Source organism: Streptomyces sp. CNH189 (assembly GCF_000527195.1).
Genome location: NZ_AZUS01000001.1, coordinates 532753 through 547392, shown reverse-complemented (window position 1 = coordinate 547392; position 14640 = coordinate 532753). Strand labels below are relative to the sequence as shown.

The 14640-nt window shown below is 73.5% G+C and carries 10 protein-coding genes and 3 tRNA genes; 4 read left to right on the top strand and 9 right to left on the bottom strand.

Features of this window, described 5'->3' with window-relative positions:
• Window positions 1-55 precede the first annotated feature (55 nt).
• The 4 genes from B100_RS0102450 to B100_RS0102435 form a co-directional block, all read right to left on the bottom strand.
• Window positions 56-1984 (bottom strand): ABC transporter ATP-binding protein, encoded by a 1929-nt coding sequence (locus B100_RS0102450; protein WP_024882887.1) that lies wholly within the window; start codon window positions 1982-1984, stop codon window positions 56-58.
• The gene (locus B100_RS0102445; RefSeq protein WP_024882886.1) at window positions 1984-3717 is read right to left on the bottom strand and encodes an ABC transporter ATP-binding protein; all 1734 of its coding nucleotides are present in this window, start codon (window positions 3715-3717) and stop codon (window positions 1984-1986) included. Before B100_RS0102445 ends, B100_RS0102450 begins: the two co-directional genes overlap by 1 nt.
• A 177-nt stretch (window positions 3718-3894) precedes the next feature.
• On the bottom strand, window positions 3895-5346 hold the full coding sequence (locus B100_RS0102440; RefSeq protein ID WP_037722368.1) for an FGGY family carbohydrate kinase: 1452 nt from the start codon (window positions 5344-5346) through the stop codon (window positions 3895-3897).
• Between the two features lie 37 nt (window positions 5347-5383).
• Complete coding sequence (locus B100_RS0102435) at window positions 5384-5689, bottom strand: hypothetical protein (RefSeq protein ID WP_024882884.1); 306 nt, start codon at window positions 5687-5689, stop codon at window positions 5384-5386.
• Between the two features lie 169 nt (window positions 5690-5858).
• Here B100_RS0102435 and B100_RS0102430 point away from each other — a divergent pair.
• The 3 genes from B100_RS0102430 to B100_RS0102420 all read left to right on the top strand — a co-directional run bounded on the left by B100_RS0102430 (window position 5859) and on the right by B100_RS0102420 (window position 6263).
• A tRNA-Asn gene (locus tag B100_RS0102430) sits at window positions 5859-5931 on the top strand.
• 5 nt (window positions 5932-5936) lie between these two features.
• Window positions 5937-6009, top strand: a tRNA-Asn gene (locus tag B100_RS0102425).
• Between the two features lie 177 nt (window positions 6010-6186).
• Window positions 6187-6263: transfer RNA gene (locus B100_RS0102420), tRNA-Ile, on the top strand.
• 38 nt (window positions 6264-6301) lie between these two features.
• On the opposite strand, the gene B100_RS37165 is transcribed toward B100_RS0102420, so the two are convergent.
• From B100_RS37165 to B100_RS0102405, 3 genes are all read right to left on the bottom strand, one after another.
• The gene (locus B100_RS37165; RefSeq protein WP_167534608.1) at window positions 6302-6472 is read right to left on the bottom strand and encodes a hypothetical protein; all 171 of its coding nucleotides are present in this window, start codon (window positions 6470-6472) and stop codon (window positions 6302-6304) included.
• 53 nt (window positions 6473-6525) lie between these two features.
• A complete protein-coding gene (locus B100_RS0102410) occupies window positions 6526-7143 on the bottom strand; it encodes an ANTAR domain-containing protein (protein ID WP_037722367.1) in 618 nt (205 codons plus the stop codon).
• A gap of 981 nt (window positions 7144-8124) precedes the next feature.
• Entirely contained in the window at window positions 8125-9162 is a 1038-nt protein-coding gene (locus B100_RS0102405) for a rod shape-determining protein (protein ID WP_024882882.1), read from the bottom strand.
• A gap of 318 nt (window positions 9163-9480) precedes the next feature.
• Between B100_RS0102405 and B100_RS35175 the strand changes: the two genes are divergently transcribed.
• Window positions 9481-10968 carry an eCIS core domain-containing protein gene (locus tag B100_RS35175; protein WP_024882881.1) on the top strand — a complete coding sequence of 496 codons (1488 nt, stop codon included), beginning with the start codon at window positions 9481-9483 and terminating at the stop codon, window positions 10966-10968.
• Here the strand turns inward: B100_RS35175 and B100_RS0102395 are convergent.
• On the bottom strand, window positions 10947-12305 hold the full coding sequence (locus B100_RS0102395) for a carboxyl transferase domain-containing protein (RefSeq protein WP_024882880.1): 1359 nt from the start codon (window positions 12303-12305) through the stop codon (window positions 10947-10949). The two genes, B100_RS35175 and B100_RS0102395, sit on opposite strands and share 22 nt — an antisense overlap.
• The gene (locus B100_RS0102390; RefSeq protein ID WP_024882879.1) at window positions 12298-13770 is read right to left on the bottom strand and encodes an acyl-CoA synthetase; all 1473 of its coding nucleotides are present in this window, start codon (window positions 13768-13770) and stop codon (window positions 12298-12300) included. The genes B100_RS0102395 and B100_RS0102390 overlap by 8 nt, the downstream gene beginning before the upstream one ends.
• Between the last annotated feature and the right edge of the window lie 870 nt (window positions 13771-14640).

Genomic DNA, 14640 nt, shown 5'->3' with positions numbered 1-14640 from the left:
CGGCGGGATGCCGGAGGGGCCGAGCCGGCCCTCGCCCCTCCGGCACCCCACGGCCTCAGTCCACCTCGGCGACCGCCTGCGCGAACTGCGCCTTGTACAGGCGGGCGTACGCGCCGTCCGCCGCCAGCAGCTTCTCGTGCGCCCCCTGTTCGACGATCGCGCCGTTCTCCATCACCAGGATGGTGTCCGCGTCGCGGATCGTGGAGAGGCGGTGCGCGATGACGAACGACGTGCGGCCGTGCGCGAGCCGGGCCATCGCCTTCTGGATCAGCACCTCGGTGCGCGTGTCCACGGAGCTCGTCGCCTCGTCCAGCACCAGGATCACCGGGTCCGAGAGGAACGCCCGGGCGATGGTGATGAGCTGCTTCTCACCCGCGCTGACCCCGCTGCCCTCGTCGTCGATCACGGTGTCGTACCCGTCGGGCAGGGTGCGGACGAACCGGTCGGCGTGCGCCGCGCGGGCCGCCTCCTCGATCTCCTCCCGGGTGACCTCGCGGGACGCGCCGTAGGCGATGTTCTCCGCGATGGTGCCGCCGAACAGCCAGGTGTCCTGCAACACCATGCCGATCCCGGCCCGCAGGTCGTCCCGCGTCATCCGCGCGACGTCCACGCCGTCCAGCGTGATCCGGCCGCCGGACACCTCGTAGAACCTCATCAGCAGGTTGACCAGCGTGGTCTTGCCGGCACCCGTCGGGCCGACGATGGCGACCGTGCGGCCCGGCTCGACCGTCAGCGACAGGTCCTCGATCAGCGGCTTCTCCGGGTCGTAGCGGAACGACACGTGCTCCAGCTCCACCCGCCCGCGCAGCCGCTCCGGCCGCTCGGCGGGCGACGGGTCGGCCTGCTGCTCCTCGGCGTCGAGCACCTCGAAGACCCGCTCGGCGGAGGCCACGCCCGACTGCACCAGGTTCGCCATCGACGCGACCTGCGTCAGCGGCATCGAGAACTGCCGCGAGTACTGGATGAACGCCTGCACGTCCCCGATGGACAGCGACCCGGAAGCGACCCGCAGACCGCCGACGACCGCGACCAGCACGTAGTTGAGGTTCGACACGAACATCATCAGCGGCTGCATCACACCGCTGTTGAACTGCGCCTTGAACCCGGCCTCGTACAGCGCGTCGTTCTCCTCGGCGAACTTCCGCGCCGACTCCTCCTGCCGCCCGAACACCTTCACCAGCGCGTGCCCGGTGTACATCTCCTCGACGTGCGCGTTGAGCGTTCCGGTGGAGCGCCACTGCTGCACGAAGTGCGGCTGCGACCGCTTGCCGACCCGTGTCGCGACGACGAACGACAGCGGCACCGTCACCAGGGCGACGAGCGCCAGGATCCAGGAGACGTAGAACATCATCACCAGCACGCCGATGATGGTGAGCAGCGAGTTGATCAGCTGGCCCATCGACTGCTGGAGCGTCTGCCCGATGTTGTCGATGTCGTTGGTGGCGCGGCTCAGCACCTCACCGCGCTGCCGCTTGTCGAAGTATGACAGCGGCAGCCGCGACAGCTTCGTCTGCACGTCCTCGCGCATCCGGAACATGGTGCGGTTGACCGCCCGGTTCACCAGCCGGGTCGCCACCGCCATCAGCAGGCCGGCCGCCCCGAACACCGCCAGCGCGAACAGCAGGACGTGTCCCACCGCGGTGAAGTCGATGCCCTGACCCGGCGTGAAGTCGGTGGAGCGGAGCATGTCGGCGACCTGGTCGTCGCCCCGCTCCCGCATCGACTCCAGCACCTGCTCCTTGGTCGCGCCGTCCGGCATGTCCCGGCCGACGATGCCCGCGAACACCAGGTCGGTCGCCCGGCCGAGGATCTTCGGCCCGATCACGCTCAGTCCGACGCTCAGCACGACACAGGCCAGCAGCCCGTAGATCGTCAGGCGCTCCGGCCCGAACCTGGCGAGCAGCCGTTTGCTCGAACCCTTGAAGTCGATCGACCGCTGACCGGGTGCGCCCCCGGCCGTCATCCGGCCCCCAGGCCCCGCCATCAGGCCGCCTCCGCTTCCGTCAGCTGGGAGAGCACGATCTCCCGGTAGGTCTCGTTGTCCGCCATCAGTTCGCGGTGCCGGCCGGTGCCGACCACCCGGCCCTCGTCCAGGACCACGATCCGGTCGGCGTCACGGATGGTCGACACCCGCTGGGCGACGATCACCACCGTCGCCTCGGCCGTCTCCCGCGCGAGCGCCGCGCGCAGGGCCGCGTCGGTGGCGTAGTCGAGCGCGGAGAAGGAGTCGTCGAAGAGGTAGATCTCCGGGCGCTGCACCAGCGTCCGGGCGATCGCCAGGCGCTGGCGCTGACCGCCGGAGACGTTCGTCCCGCCCTGTGCGATCGGCGCGTCGAGCCCGCCCTCCAGCCGCTCCACGAAGTCCTTGCCCTGCGCCACCTCCAGGGCGTGCCACAGCTCCTCGTCGGTGGCGTCCGGATTGCCGTAGCGCAGATTGGTCGCCACCGTGCCAGCGAAGAGATACGGCTTCTGCGGTACCAGCCCGACGGTCCGCGCGAGCAGCGCCGGGTCGACGTCCGCCACCGGCACCCCGTCGACCAGCACCTCCCCGTCGGTCGCGTCGAACAGCCGCGGGACCAGCCCCAGCAGCGTCGACTTTCCGCTGCCGGTGGAGCCGATCACGGCGGTGACCTCACCGGGCCGCGCCACCAGATCGACCGCCCGCAGCACCGGCTCCTCGGCCCCCGGGTAGCGGAAGCCCGCGCCCCGGATCTCCAGATGACCGTGCCGGCGCAGCTCGGTGACCGGCGCGGAGGGCGGCACCACGCTGGAGGAGGTGTCCAGCACCTCCTGGACGCGCTCGGCGCACACCTCGGCGCGCGGCACCATCATGAACATGAAGGTGGCCATCATCACGGACATGACGATCTGCATCAGATAGGCGAGGAACGCCGTCAGGTCGCCGATCTGCATCCCGCCGCTGTCGATGCGGTGCGCGCCGAACCACACGACCGCGATCGACGACAGGTTCACCACCGTCATGACCACGGGGAACATCAGCGCGAGCAGGTTGCCGGTGCGCAGCGACACATCGGTCAGCTCGGTGTTGGACCCCGCGAATCGCCGCTGCTCGTAGGTGTCCCGCACGAACGCCCGGATGACCCGGTTGCCGGTGATCTGCTCGCGCAGCACCCGGTTCACCGTGTCGAGCCGCTCCTGCATGGTGCGGAACAGCGGCCGCAGCCGGCGCACGATCAGCGTCACGCAGATGCCCAGCACCGGCACCACCGCGACCAGCACCCCGGACAGCGGGACGTCCAGCCCGAGCGCCAGCACCACACCGCCCACGCACATGATCGGCGCCGACACCATGAGGGTGAACGTCATCAGGGTCAGCATCTGGATCTGCTGGACGTCGTTCGTCGTCCGCGTGATCAGGGACGGGGCGCCGAAGTGGCCCACCTCACGGGCGGAGAAGGACTGCACCCGGTCGAACACGGCGGCGCGCACGTCCCGCCCCAGGGCCGCCGCCGTCCGGGCCCCGTAGTACACGGCCCCCACGTTGCAGACGACCTGCGCCAGCGAGATGCCGATCATCAGGCCGCCGTAGCCCAGGATGTAACCGGTGTCACCCCGGACGACACCGTTGTCGATGATGTCCGCGTTCAGCGTGGGCAGGTAGAGGGTGGCGCAGGTCTGGAGGAACTGCAGGGCCACCAGGAGGGCCAGGGGTCTTTTGTAGGGCCGTAGACGGTCACGAAGAAGTCGTATGAGCACGCTGCATCTCTCGGAGTGGTCGGCGGGGCCATTCGGTTGCCCGTGGCCCCTATCGTCGAACACTCCACCCGCGTTACCTCAACCCATTTACGGGCCCGCGCGCGTCGCCCCCGGACGCGGCCTGCGGCCGGAACGCCCCCGGCTGCCGCCTGCGGCCGGAACGCTTCCGGCTGCCGCCTACGGCCGGAACGCTCCCGGATGCGTCTGCTCCCGCACCGCGACGTACTGCTGGCGCACCGCCTGACCCACCGCCAGTTCCTCGCCCGGGTCCAGCACCTGCGCCACCGGACCCGGCCACACCGGCGGGGTGCGCGGGTCGAGCGTGCCCTGCGACACGCCGAGCGCCCACGCCGCCTGCCGGGCCGCGCCCGTCGCCGCGTAGTCCGCGGGCTGCGGCACGACCACCTGCGCCCCGAACAGCGCCGGCGCCGCCGCCTGCACGGCGGGCAGTTCGGCCGTCGGACCGAGCAGGAACACCCGGCGCACCTCCACGCCCCGGCCGCGCAGCACGTCCAGGGCGTCGGCGAGCCCGCACAGCATCCCCTCGAACGCCGCCCGCGCCAGGTGCTCCGGCTTCATCGACTCGCGCCGCAGCCCCGCCAGAGTCCCGGCGGTGTGCGGCAGGTTCGGGGTGCGCTCGCCCTCCAGGTACGGCAGCAGCACCAGACCGTGCGACCCCGGTGTCGACTTCATCGCCAGGTCGGACAGGCTCTCCAGGTCCGGCAGCCCGAGCAGTTCCGCGGTGCCGCGCAGCGCCCGGACCGCGTTCAGCGTGGTGACCACCGGCAGATGCATGCCGGTCGCGTCGGCCAGCGAGGTGATCATGCCGCTGTGGTCGACGAGCGGCTCGGGGTGCACGGCCATCACCGAGCCGGACGCGCCCAGCGACACCACCGCGTCGCCGAGCCCGATCCCGAGCCCGAACGCCGCCGCCATCGTGTCGGCCGTACCGGCGGAGATCAGCAGCCCCTCGGGCGTGGTGCCGGCCGCGTCCGCGGGGCCGATCACCTCGGGCAGCATCACCTGGTGCCCGAGCGCCAGCTCCACCAGGTCGGGCCGGTAGTTGCCGGTGGCCGCCGCCCAGTAGCCGGTGCCGGAGGCGCCGCCCCGGTCGGTGGTGCGGCGCACCGGCCGGCCCAGCAGCTGCCACACGAGCCAGTCGTGGGCCTGCAGCAGCACGGCGGTGCGGGCCGCGTTCTCCGGTTCGCTGCGGGCCATCCAGCGCAGCTTGGTCACCGGCTGCGCGGCGGCCGGCACACAGCCCACGGCCTGCGCCCACGCCCCGCGCCCGCCGAACGCGTCGACCAGATCGGCCGCCGCGACCTGCGCGCGCTTGTCGCCGCCGGTCATCGCCGGGCGCACGGTGTTGCCCTGCGCGTCCAGCGGCACCAGGGCGCCGGCCTGCGCGGACACGCCGATGGCCTGCACGCCCTCCAGCAGCCCGCCGCCCGCGGCCTCGCCGAGTGACAGCAGCCAGGCCTGCGGGTCGACGTCCGAGCTGCGGCCGCCGTCGGGACCCTGCACCGGATGCGGGGCGTACCCCTGCCTGACCACGGCTCCGGTGTCCGCGTCACAGACGACGATGCGAGTGAAATCGGGCGCACTGTCCAACCCGGCGACTATCCCCATACGGCGATTTTGCCGCATGGGGACAGGTGCGTGGTTCTCAGGTGTTGCTCGTGCCCCAGTCGTCCTCGGCCGGGCCGTGGGTGCTGCGCTCGCGCAGGGCGTGCACGCGCTGGGTGACCGAGTCGGGCACGCGGTCGCCGACCTTGTCGCTCATCACGTGGTACGCCTTGTCGGCGAACTCGCGGCTCTGCTGGGCCGCGGACTCGGCGGTGTTGCGGACAGCGGGGTTCTGCGCCAGCTGCAGCGCGGACCTCTTCATCTGTTCGTAGCGCTCCCGCCCGGCTTTCGTGCCCAGCACGTAACCAAGGACGACTCCGGCGACGAACGTGAGCCGGTAACGCATGGCGGCCACCCTTCCCGTTGTTGCAGTTGCGTGGGTCTCCGGCGCGGCGACGGGCCGGGGAGTACCGATTGGCGGAGCACCCCCCTGCTTGCGCTAATGTATGTGTCGCAGCGAGCGCGCGCCCTCTGGCGAATACCCAGGCGGGTGCGTTCGATGCAGAACGAGGCATTCCTCCGTAGCTCAATTGGCAGAGCAGCCGGCTGTTAACCGGCAGGTTACTGGTTCGAGTCCAGTCGGGGGAGCTCGGTCCTCCGTAGCTCAATTGGCAGAGCAGCCGGCTGTTAACCGGCAGGTTACTGGTTCGAGTCCAGTCGGGGGAGCATGGTGAACGAGGACCCCGTAGGGGTCCTTTTTCATGTGCCGTGGAACCGTGCGCGACGCGGCGCAGTCTTCATGGTCAACAGGGCCGTACGCAGGCGACCATCCGAAGCAGGAGATCGTATGAGCGGCTATGCTGCGGCAGACGGCGCGCACACGTGTACGCGACACGCCGCTATGGGGCGGTAGCTCAGCCGGTTAGAGCAGCGGACTCATAATCCGTCGGCCGTGGGTTCGAGTCCCACCCGCCCCACCACGCCCGGTTCCACGGAACCGTCGCCTCCCGAGCCGGGGTCAGCCGGCCCCGGTCCGCCCCCTTACGGCGTTGTCGTCGGCCTCCGTCGGGGCGTCCGCCGGATCGCGTTCACCCTCCGCCTGGGAGGGCGTCGTGTGCACGACGTCGGGGATGGTCCATTCGCTGTCGTCCCGGTCGCCCTCGGCCTGGGACGGAGTGTGTTCGGTCATGCTGCCTCCTTCGCGCGGGCCCGTTCCCGGCGAGTACCCCGCACGGGGCGGAGTCACCGCGTCGAGCGCCGCTCGAGCGCCCGGGCCAGCGCGGTGCGCACCTCCGGGGGCGGGGCGATGCCCTCCGCCGCCGCGGATGCCGTGAGCGACTCGGCGACCGCCCGGAGCTTGGTGTTCGACAGCTGGGACGCGTCCCGCAGGATGTGCCAGGCCTCGTCCGAGGAGCAGCCGTACGTCGCCATCAGGATGCCGCGGGCCTGGTCGATGACCGGGCGGGAGGCGATGGCCTGCCGCAGCTGCTCGACCTCCTCCTGCAGCAGGTGCAGCCGCTCCTGCCGCTCCAGCGCCACCGCCGAGGCGACCGACGACATCCCCACTGCGGGGGCCGGGGAGCGCAGCGGGTCCGTGGTGTCCAGCCCGGCCAGCTCCAGGATGCGGCGCGGCTGACCGCTCCAGCGGGTCGTCGTGACGGGCATGCGCTGCCTGCGGGCGTGGTCGCGCAGCACCTCGAGGAACTCGAGGCCCGCGGTGTCCATGAAGTGCACGCCGCTCATGTCCAGGTCCACCCGGGCGGTACCGGCGGGCAGCTCGGCCAGCTTCTCGGCCAGCATCTGGGCGCAGCCGCGGACCAGCTCCCCGCGCGGGGTGAGCAGCGCGCGGTCCGCGTCCATGCGACCGGCTATGACCAAGGTGTCCTGCCTTCCCGGGGGGAACGACGCCGCGGAAGTCATGTCACCGCCCTCTCGGTACTCGTGGCGGGCCGCCCGTCCCGGCGGCCCCGGCCGCCGCCGGTACCCGCACGAGAGGCTGCGCACGGCCTTGCTGCGCTGCGGATCGCCTGCCCACCTTGAGCGGTGGTACACACCGTGCCCCGGAATGGCCTGGAACGTACGAGGGCCTGCCCGCATGGATGCGGGCAGGCCGGCGGGGGTGTCACACGGATCCGCCGCGCGACGGGGGCGGGTGCGGACACCGGTGGGTTCAGCCCCGCCGGGGCCGTGCCGTGACCCACGGGGCGGTGCAGAGGGCCGGCCGGTCCGGCACGGCCGGGGGGCGGAGGTCCGGCCGGCCCGGGGCCGTCGGGGCGGCGCCGGGGCCCGGATGGTCCGGGGCCGTCGGGGCGGTCGAGGCGGTGCCGGGCGCCCGGTTGGTTCGGCGCGGTGAGGGTGTCGTCGGGGGGCGCGGCGGGTCCGGGGGCCACGGGGGCGGTGTCAGGGTCCGGAAGGTCCGGGGCCGGGGCGGTGCCGGGCGCCCGGTTGGTTCGGCAGCGTGGGGGTGTCGTCAGAGTCCGGCTGGTCCTGGGCTGTCGGGGCGGTGTCAGAGGGCCGGACGGTTCGGGTCCGTAAGGGGCCGTCAGGGGCCGTGGCACTGCGGGTGGGTGTCGGACGCCGGTGGGTTCAGCCTTGCCGGGAGGGTGACGGGCCGGGCGGGCGCCACTTCACCGGGCGCCCCACAGGGGCCCGGCGGGTTCGCCGGCGCCTGGCCGCGCCGGTGCCGCCGGCGTCGTCAGCACCCTCACCCGGGCGGCGCCCCTGTGGCGGGGGCCAGTCGCCCGCCGGGGCAGCGCCCCCTAGGGAGGCCAGTCGCCTCACCCGGGCGGCGCCCCGAAGCGACGTCAGTCGTCCGGGCGGTCCGGCACCGTCGGGGGTGGGTCAGGCGCCCAGGGGGTCGAGGACCATGGGGGCGATGCGGCCCTCCAGCATCGCGCCCAGACCCTCCACCGCACACAGCTCCGGCCGTTCCGCGATGTGCACCGGCATGCCGGTCGCCTGACGCAGCATCTGGTCCAGGCCCGGCAGCAGGGCGCTGCCGCCGACCATCATGATGCCGCGGTCGGCGAGGTCGGCGACCAGGTCGGGCGGGCAGCCCCGCAGCACCTTGCCGATGCCGTCGAGGACGGCGGTGAGCGGCGTCTGGATGGCCCGCCGCACCGCCGCCGTGTCCACCTTCACCGAGCGGGCGAGGCCGGTGGCGACGTCCCGGCCGTGGATCTCCGTGACCTCCGGACCCTGCGGGGTCAGCCCGTTCCCCTCCAGCGCGAGCTGCAGCGGACGTACGGACTGGCTCGGGAGCATCAGCTCGTGCTGGTGGCGCAGGTGCTGCACGATCGCCGCGTCCACCGCCTCGCCGCCCACCGGGATCCGCTCCGCCCGCACGATCGAACCGAGGGACAGCACGGCCACCTGCGTGGCCGCCGCACCGCACACCATGATCATGGTCGCCTCGGGCCGCTCCACGGGCAGCCCGCACCCCACGGCCGCCGCGATCAGCGTGTCCACCAGCTCCACCCGGCGGGCGCCCAGCCCCACCAGCGTCTCGATCGCGGCGCGCTGGGCGAGCGGGTCCGCGTCGTGCGGGGTGCAGGCGGCGGCCCGCAGCCGTGGCTTGCGGCGCAGCGCGCGGCGGGTGCGGTCGCCGATGAGCTGACGCAGCATCCGCTGCGCCATCTCGATGTCGACGACGGTGCCTCCGGTCACGGGCCGCACGACGCGGATGTAGTCCGGGGTGCGCCCGGTCATCTTCTCCGCGAACTCGCCGACGGCGATCAGCGCTCCGGTACGGGTGTTGACGGCGGCGACGGACGGCTGGTCGACGACGAGGCCGGCGCCCTTGACGTAGACCCGGGTGCGAGCCGCCCCCAGGTCGACGCCGAAGTGGCAGCGGCGCAGCTGCTCCAGACTGGCGGTCACGGCAGTTCCTCCCGAGTGCGCGGCCGGAGGCACGCCGGTCGGCGGGCCTCTTCGCATCGTGCGCGCCGGGCGGGGGTGGCGCCCTTTCTGGGGGGCCGGGCGAGGGGCCGCCGAACGGGGGCCCCTCGCTCCGCGACGCCGCGGGGGCGGGCGGAACTGCCTCAAAGGGCAGGTCCGCCGTACAACCCGGGGGACGTCCGGGCAGAGAGCGGGCGCCGGGCGCCGAACGGAGGATCAGCGCCCGTGGCTCTCCTGATAATGCTTCAGAACGACAGGTCGAGACGGGCGACGGCCCCGACGGAGCGAAGAGGCGATCCCGTGAGTCCCAAGAAACCCCGCCCGGCGCTGAAGACCGACGAGCAGGCGCTGCTGCCTCCCGGCCCCGCCGTGACGTCCCGGGCGGCCCCGGCGCCCGTGGGGCTGAGCGGGCTTCAGGCGAGCGCCGGAAACGCCGCGGTCGTACAGATGCTCCGGCAGGCCGGTCACCCGCGCGACGAGGAGCAGCACCGGCACACCGACGGGTGCGGACACGCGCCGGCCGGTGAGCGGCCGGTGCAGCGGTCGGCGGTGCACGACGTCCTGCGCACCTCCGGGCGCCCCCTGGACGACGCCACCCGCGGTGACATGGAGGCCCGCCTCGGCGCGGACTTCTCCGACGTCCGCGTCCACGACGACCGCGCCGCCAGGGCGTCCGCCGCCGAGGTCGGGGCCCGCGCCTACACCTCGGGCAGTCATGTCGTCCTCGGTGCGGGCGGCGGGGACCGGCACACCCTCGCCCACGAACTCACCCATGTCATCCAGCAGCGTCAGGGCCCGGTCGCCGGGACCGACAACGGCGCGGGGCTGAAGGTCTCCGACCCGTCGGACCGCTTCGAGCGCGAGGCGGAGGCCAACGCCGCCCGGGTCATGGCGCCCGGCCACCGGGCCGCCACGGACGTGCAGCGCCGTACGGAGTCCCCGGCGCCGTCGGGGGCGGGGCTCGCGGTGCAGCGCGTGGAGAACCCGCAGGACCGCCTGACGGAGGAGTACTGGGAGGGCAAGGCGGGGGTGGGCGGGAAGGACAAGGCGTCCGCCAAGGAGAAGGCCAAGTTGCAGGCCGAGTCCAAGAAGAAGGCGAAAGGCTTCAAGGCGGGCAAGCCGCGCAGGATCGACGACATCATCGCGTCCGTCGGCCCCCGCCTCCTCGCCGAACTGGCGACGAAGCCGCAGACGGGCGGGCAGCTGGAGCTGTACCGCTCCATGAGTTTCGAAGAGGCGTACGCCGCCCTCACCTACTGGGGGGACGAGGGCGCGCGCGAGGAGCTGCTGGCGTACGTCGCCTCCGGGACCGGCACGGCGAAGGAGTTCCGCCAGAAGGGATTCACGGGCCTCACGATCGGCGCGCACCTCGGCGATCAGGGGCAGGCCGACGGGTACTTCGACATGGAGGGCGAGTCCTACGTGGTGCAGCTCAGGTTCACGCTGCGGCCCGGCGCCCACGAACTCCTCTTCAGCCCGGAACACATGGCACTCGGCCCCGGGTACAAGAACGACCTGATCCGCAAGGCGAACAAGAGCGGCGGGACGTACCAGAACGCGACGGCGAACGAGGGCACGCTGGGCGGGTACATCGGCGTGAAGGCCGAGGACAAGGAGCCCTACAGCCTCGGCATCGCGCAGGGCAACAACGGCAAGAACGGCCGCGAACTCGGCCCCAGCCAGCTCCTGTTCCAGCTGTTCGTGGAGAAGGTCGAACTGGTGAAGAACCGGTCCGGGAAGCCGCTGCCCGGTGAGGCCGAGGCCGCTCAGGCGGAACTCGTGGGCTGAGCGCCCGCCGGGCCCACGACCCCCCGCACCACCCCCAGCTCCACCAGGTCCTGGGGGCGGATGCGGAGCGCGTCCGCCGTCGCCTCCACCTCGTCCGGGCGGCGCTTCAGGATGGCCGCGGCCAGCTCCGGGGCGATCACCGAGAAGTAACTGTCCGGCGTTACCCACGTGTTGCCCGGCGCGGCCAGCGCCAGCGCGCCGCCGGAGCCGCCCTCGCCGATCACCAGGGTGGTGAGCGGGGTGCGGGCGGCGGCCACCGCGCCGAACAGGTCCGCGATGGCGGCGCCCGCGCCCTGCCGTTCCGCGTCCGCGTCGTTCGCCGCGCCGGGGGTGTCCACCAGGGTCAGCACCGGGATGCCCAGCCGGTCCGCGAGCCCGACCAGCCGGGTCGCGGTGCGGTAGCCGGCGGGGCGGGTGGCCGTGCCGGTCTGCGCCGCGTAGGCGACCGTACGGCCCTGGTGCTCGCCGAAGCCGCAGAGCATGCCGTCGGGGTCGGTGCCGCCGCAGCGGTCGCCGGAGAGGGTGACGCGCGAGGTGAAATACACGTCGAGGTAGGCGGCGGCGCGCGGGCGCCGGGACGAGCGGGCCTGGCGGACGGCGTCCCAGCCGGTGGCCGGGAGGTCCGGCGCGCCCAGCGCGTGCGGCGGCGGGGCCGGCTCGGCGGAGGGGCGGGTCAGCAGCCGCAGCCAGCGGCCCAGGGTGCCGCGCAGCTCCTCGGGGCGGACCAGCGCGTCCGCCGCGCCCGCCGCCACCTGCGCCTCGGCCGTGTACGCCGCCGGGTCCGCGTCCGCCGGGCGGACCCGGGAGCCGGCGAAACCGACCTGCGCGCCGGGCAGCGCCAGCACGACGTCGGCGCCCGCGCCCAGCGTGGCCCAGCCGCCGCCCGTCGTGGGGTCGCGTAGCACGGCTATCTGCGGCAGCCCCGCCTCCCGGGCGAGCGCCGACGCGCGTGCCACCCGCTGGAGCTGGGTCAGGGCGAGCATGCCCTCCTGCATCCGGCTGCCGCCGGTGGCGACCAGGGACACCAGTGGCAGCCGGTGGGCGCGGGCGTGCGCGTACGCCGCCTCCAGGCGGTCACCGGTGCCCTCGCCGAGGGAGCCGCCGAGGAAGCCGAACTCGAAGGCGACGAGCACCGCCCGGGTGCCTTCGACGTCCGCGACCCCGCAGACCACGGACTCGTCCTCGCCGGTGCGTGCGGCGGCGCGGGCGCGGGCGGCGTCGTAACCGGGCCAGCCGAGCGGTCCGTCCGGCGACGACTGCCGCCGCGGATACGGCAGTTCGGTGAACGTGCCGGTGACGAGCGCGACGGCCTCGCGGGCCGAGGGACGGTCAGCCATGCGTCAGCGCCCGCTTCATGATCTTGCCCATGTCGTTGCGGGGCAGGACGTCGAGATGGCGGACCACGCGGGGGCGCTTGTGCGGGGCGAGACGCGCGGCCACATGGGCGGCCAGTTCCTCCAGGCCGGGTGGTGACTGCGGGTCGGCCGGCACCACCCAGGCCACGATCCGCTCGCCCAGGTCGGCGTCCGGCTCCCCGGTGACGGCGGCCTCCCTCACGCTTGGGTGCTCCAGCAGCGCGTTCTCGATCTCACCGGCGCCGATCTTGTAGCCGCCGCTCTTGATCAGGTCGGTGGCCTTGCGGCCGACGATGCGGACGTCACCGCCGGGGTCGCGCACCGCCATGTCCCCGGTGCGGAACCAGCCGTCGGCGGTGAACGCGGCGGCCGTCGCGTCCGGCCGGTTGAGGTACTCGGTGAACAGGTTCGGCCCGCGCACCTGGATCTCGCCCACCGTCTCACCGTCGTCCGACGTCACGGGGGAGCCGTCCTCCTCCACCAGGCGCAGTTCGACCCCCGGCAGCGGCACGCCCACCGAGCCGGGGCGGGTCGCGCCGTCCACGCGGACGCTGGTGTTCATCAGCGTCTCTGTCATGCCGTACCGCTCGACGACCCGGGCCCCCGTCGCCGCCGTGATCCGCTCGTGGTCGTGCACCGGCAGCGCGGCCGACCCCGACACCAGCAGTCGGGCCCCGGACAGCGCCCGCACCAGTTCCGGCTCGGCGGGCAGCGCCTCCGCGATCCGGTGGTACATCGTCGGCACGCCGAACAGCATGGTCGCGCCGTCGTTCAGCTCGCGGGCCACGCCCTCGGTGGTGAACCGGCCCAGATGGCGCACCGCGCCGCCGCGGCGCAGCGGGCCGAGCGTGCCGAGGACCAGGCCGTGCACGTGGAACAGGGGCAGGCCGTGCACCAGCACGTCGTCGGCCGTCCACCGCCAGGCGTCGGCGAGGGCGTCCAGCGTCGAGGCGATCGAACGGCGGGGGACGACCGCGCCCTTGGGCGGGCCGGTGGTGCCGGAGGTGTAGACGATCAGGGCGGGGTCCTCCGGGTCCCGCTCCCGGTCGTCGGGCACGGAGCCAGGGGCCTCGGCGCGGGCTGCCGGGTCCACGTCGACGCGGGGGAGGGCGGCCGGTGCGGCGGGCAGGCCGGTGCCCGGTGCGGTGAGGAGTACGTCGGGGGCGCTGTCGCCGAGGATGTGGCCGAGCTCCCGCTCGCCCGACTTCGGGTTGAGCGGGACCACGACCACCCCGGCGAGCAGGGCCGCGGTGACCGCGACCGCGGTCTCCAGGGCCGGAGTGGCCCAGACGGCGGCCCGGCGCACCCCCTTCAGGTCCCCGGCCACCGCGCCGGCCGCGACGGCGAGCTCCCCGTACGTCAGTGCGCGCTCGCCGAAGCGCAGGGCGGGACGGCCGGCGGAGCTGCCGGCCGGGCCGTCGGTGAGGGCCGGGAAGAGAGAGGACACGCGTCGTACTCCTTGGGTAGCTGTCGTCGGCCGCCGCCGTCCCGCGGCCGTGGTGCGCCGGGACCCGCTGCGTCCAGGGTCCTACCCCCAACCCGGCACGACCACCACCAGCCACCCACCACCGCTCCCGGCCCGGGCCGCGAGCGGCGCCCGGACGACGCCCTGACCGCGCCGCGGGCCGCACGCGCCCACACGGCGGAGGGAACTGAGGCGGGTGGCGCGGGCGCGTAGGGCGGCTGCCGGTCCCACACGGCAGTGACGGCGGCAGCGCACAGCGGGCTGCTCGGTAGATCATGCGCTTTGTCGCGAACCAGATCGCCGATGGCCGCACGGAGTGGTTGCGCCAACCTGGGCCTCCCACCGCTCCTTCTTCAGCACCAGGCCATCCTCGACGTGATCGCCGACGGCCGGCCTCGGTGCGCTGCCAGTCACCGACGAGGACGGTCACGTCCGGGTGGTCCGCGAAGACCTCGGCGGCCACGTCGGCCCGTTCCGGATCCCGTTCCGCACTGACCAGCTGTACGCCCGTGCGTGCGCCGGACGCGAGCCACGCCAGTTTCACTCCGCACCCTGTGCCGGTCTCTCCGACGGACCCCCGGGCCCCGCCCGCCAACGCGTACAGGAGTCGGCCCTGCTCGGGGCGACAGGAGTACGGGAAGCCGTGGGCGCGGGCCGCGGCGACGGCGCGCTTCACCAGGGGCGGCAGATCGGCTGCGATGGTGTGGGCGTGCGTTCCGGACAGGGACATGTGGGTGATTGTGGCGCAGCGGAGGGCCGGCACCGGCGGGGTCGGCGCCCGTGACGCCGGGTGGGCGGTGGTTGTTAGCCTCCTTCGGCAAGGATGTGGTCGAGGGAGGGGTGGCGGGGTGC

Bases quoted from the DNA above. Each gene is read 5' to 3' on its own strand.
- B100_RS0102450 (WP_024882887.1), bottom strand. From the start codon at position 1,984: ATGGCGGGGCCTGGGGGCCGGATGACGGCCGGGGGCGCACCCGGTCAG.
- B100_RS0102440 (WP_037722368.1), bottom strand. From the start codon at position 5,346: ATGGGGATAGTCGCCGGGTTGGACAGTGCGCCCGATTTCACTCGCATC.
- B100_RS0102435 (WP_024882884.1), bottom strand. From the start codon at position 5,689: ATGCGTTACCGGCTCACGTTCGTCGCCGGAGTCGTCCTTGGTTACGTG.
- B100_RS37165 (WP_167534608.1), bottom strand. From the start codon at position 6,472: ATGACCGAACACACTCCGTCCCAGGCCGAGGGCGACCGGGACGACAGC.
- B100_RS0102410 (WP_037722367.1), bottom strand. From the start codon at position 7,143: ATGGACGCGGACCGCGCGCTGCTCACCCCGCGCGGGGAGCTGGTCCGC.
- B100_RS0102395 (WP_024882880.1), bottom strand. From the start codon at position 12,305: ATGGCTGACCGTCCCTCGGCCCGCGAGGCCGTCGCGCTCGTCACCGGC.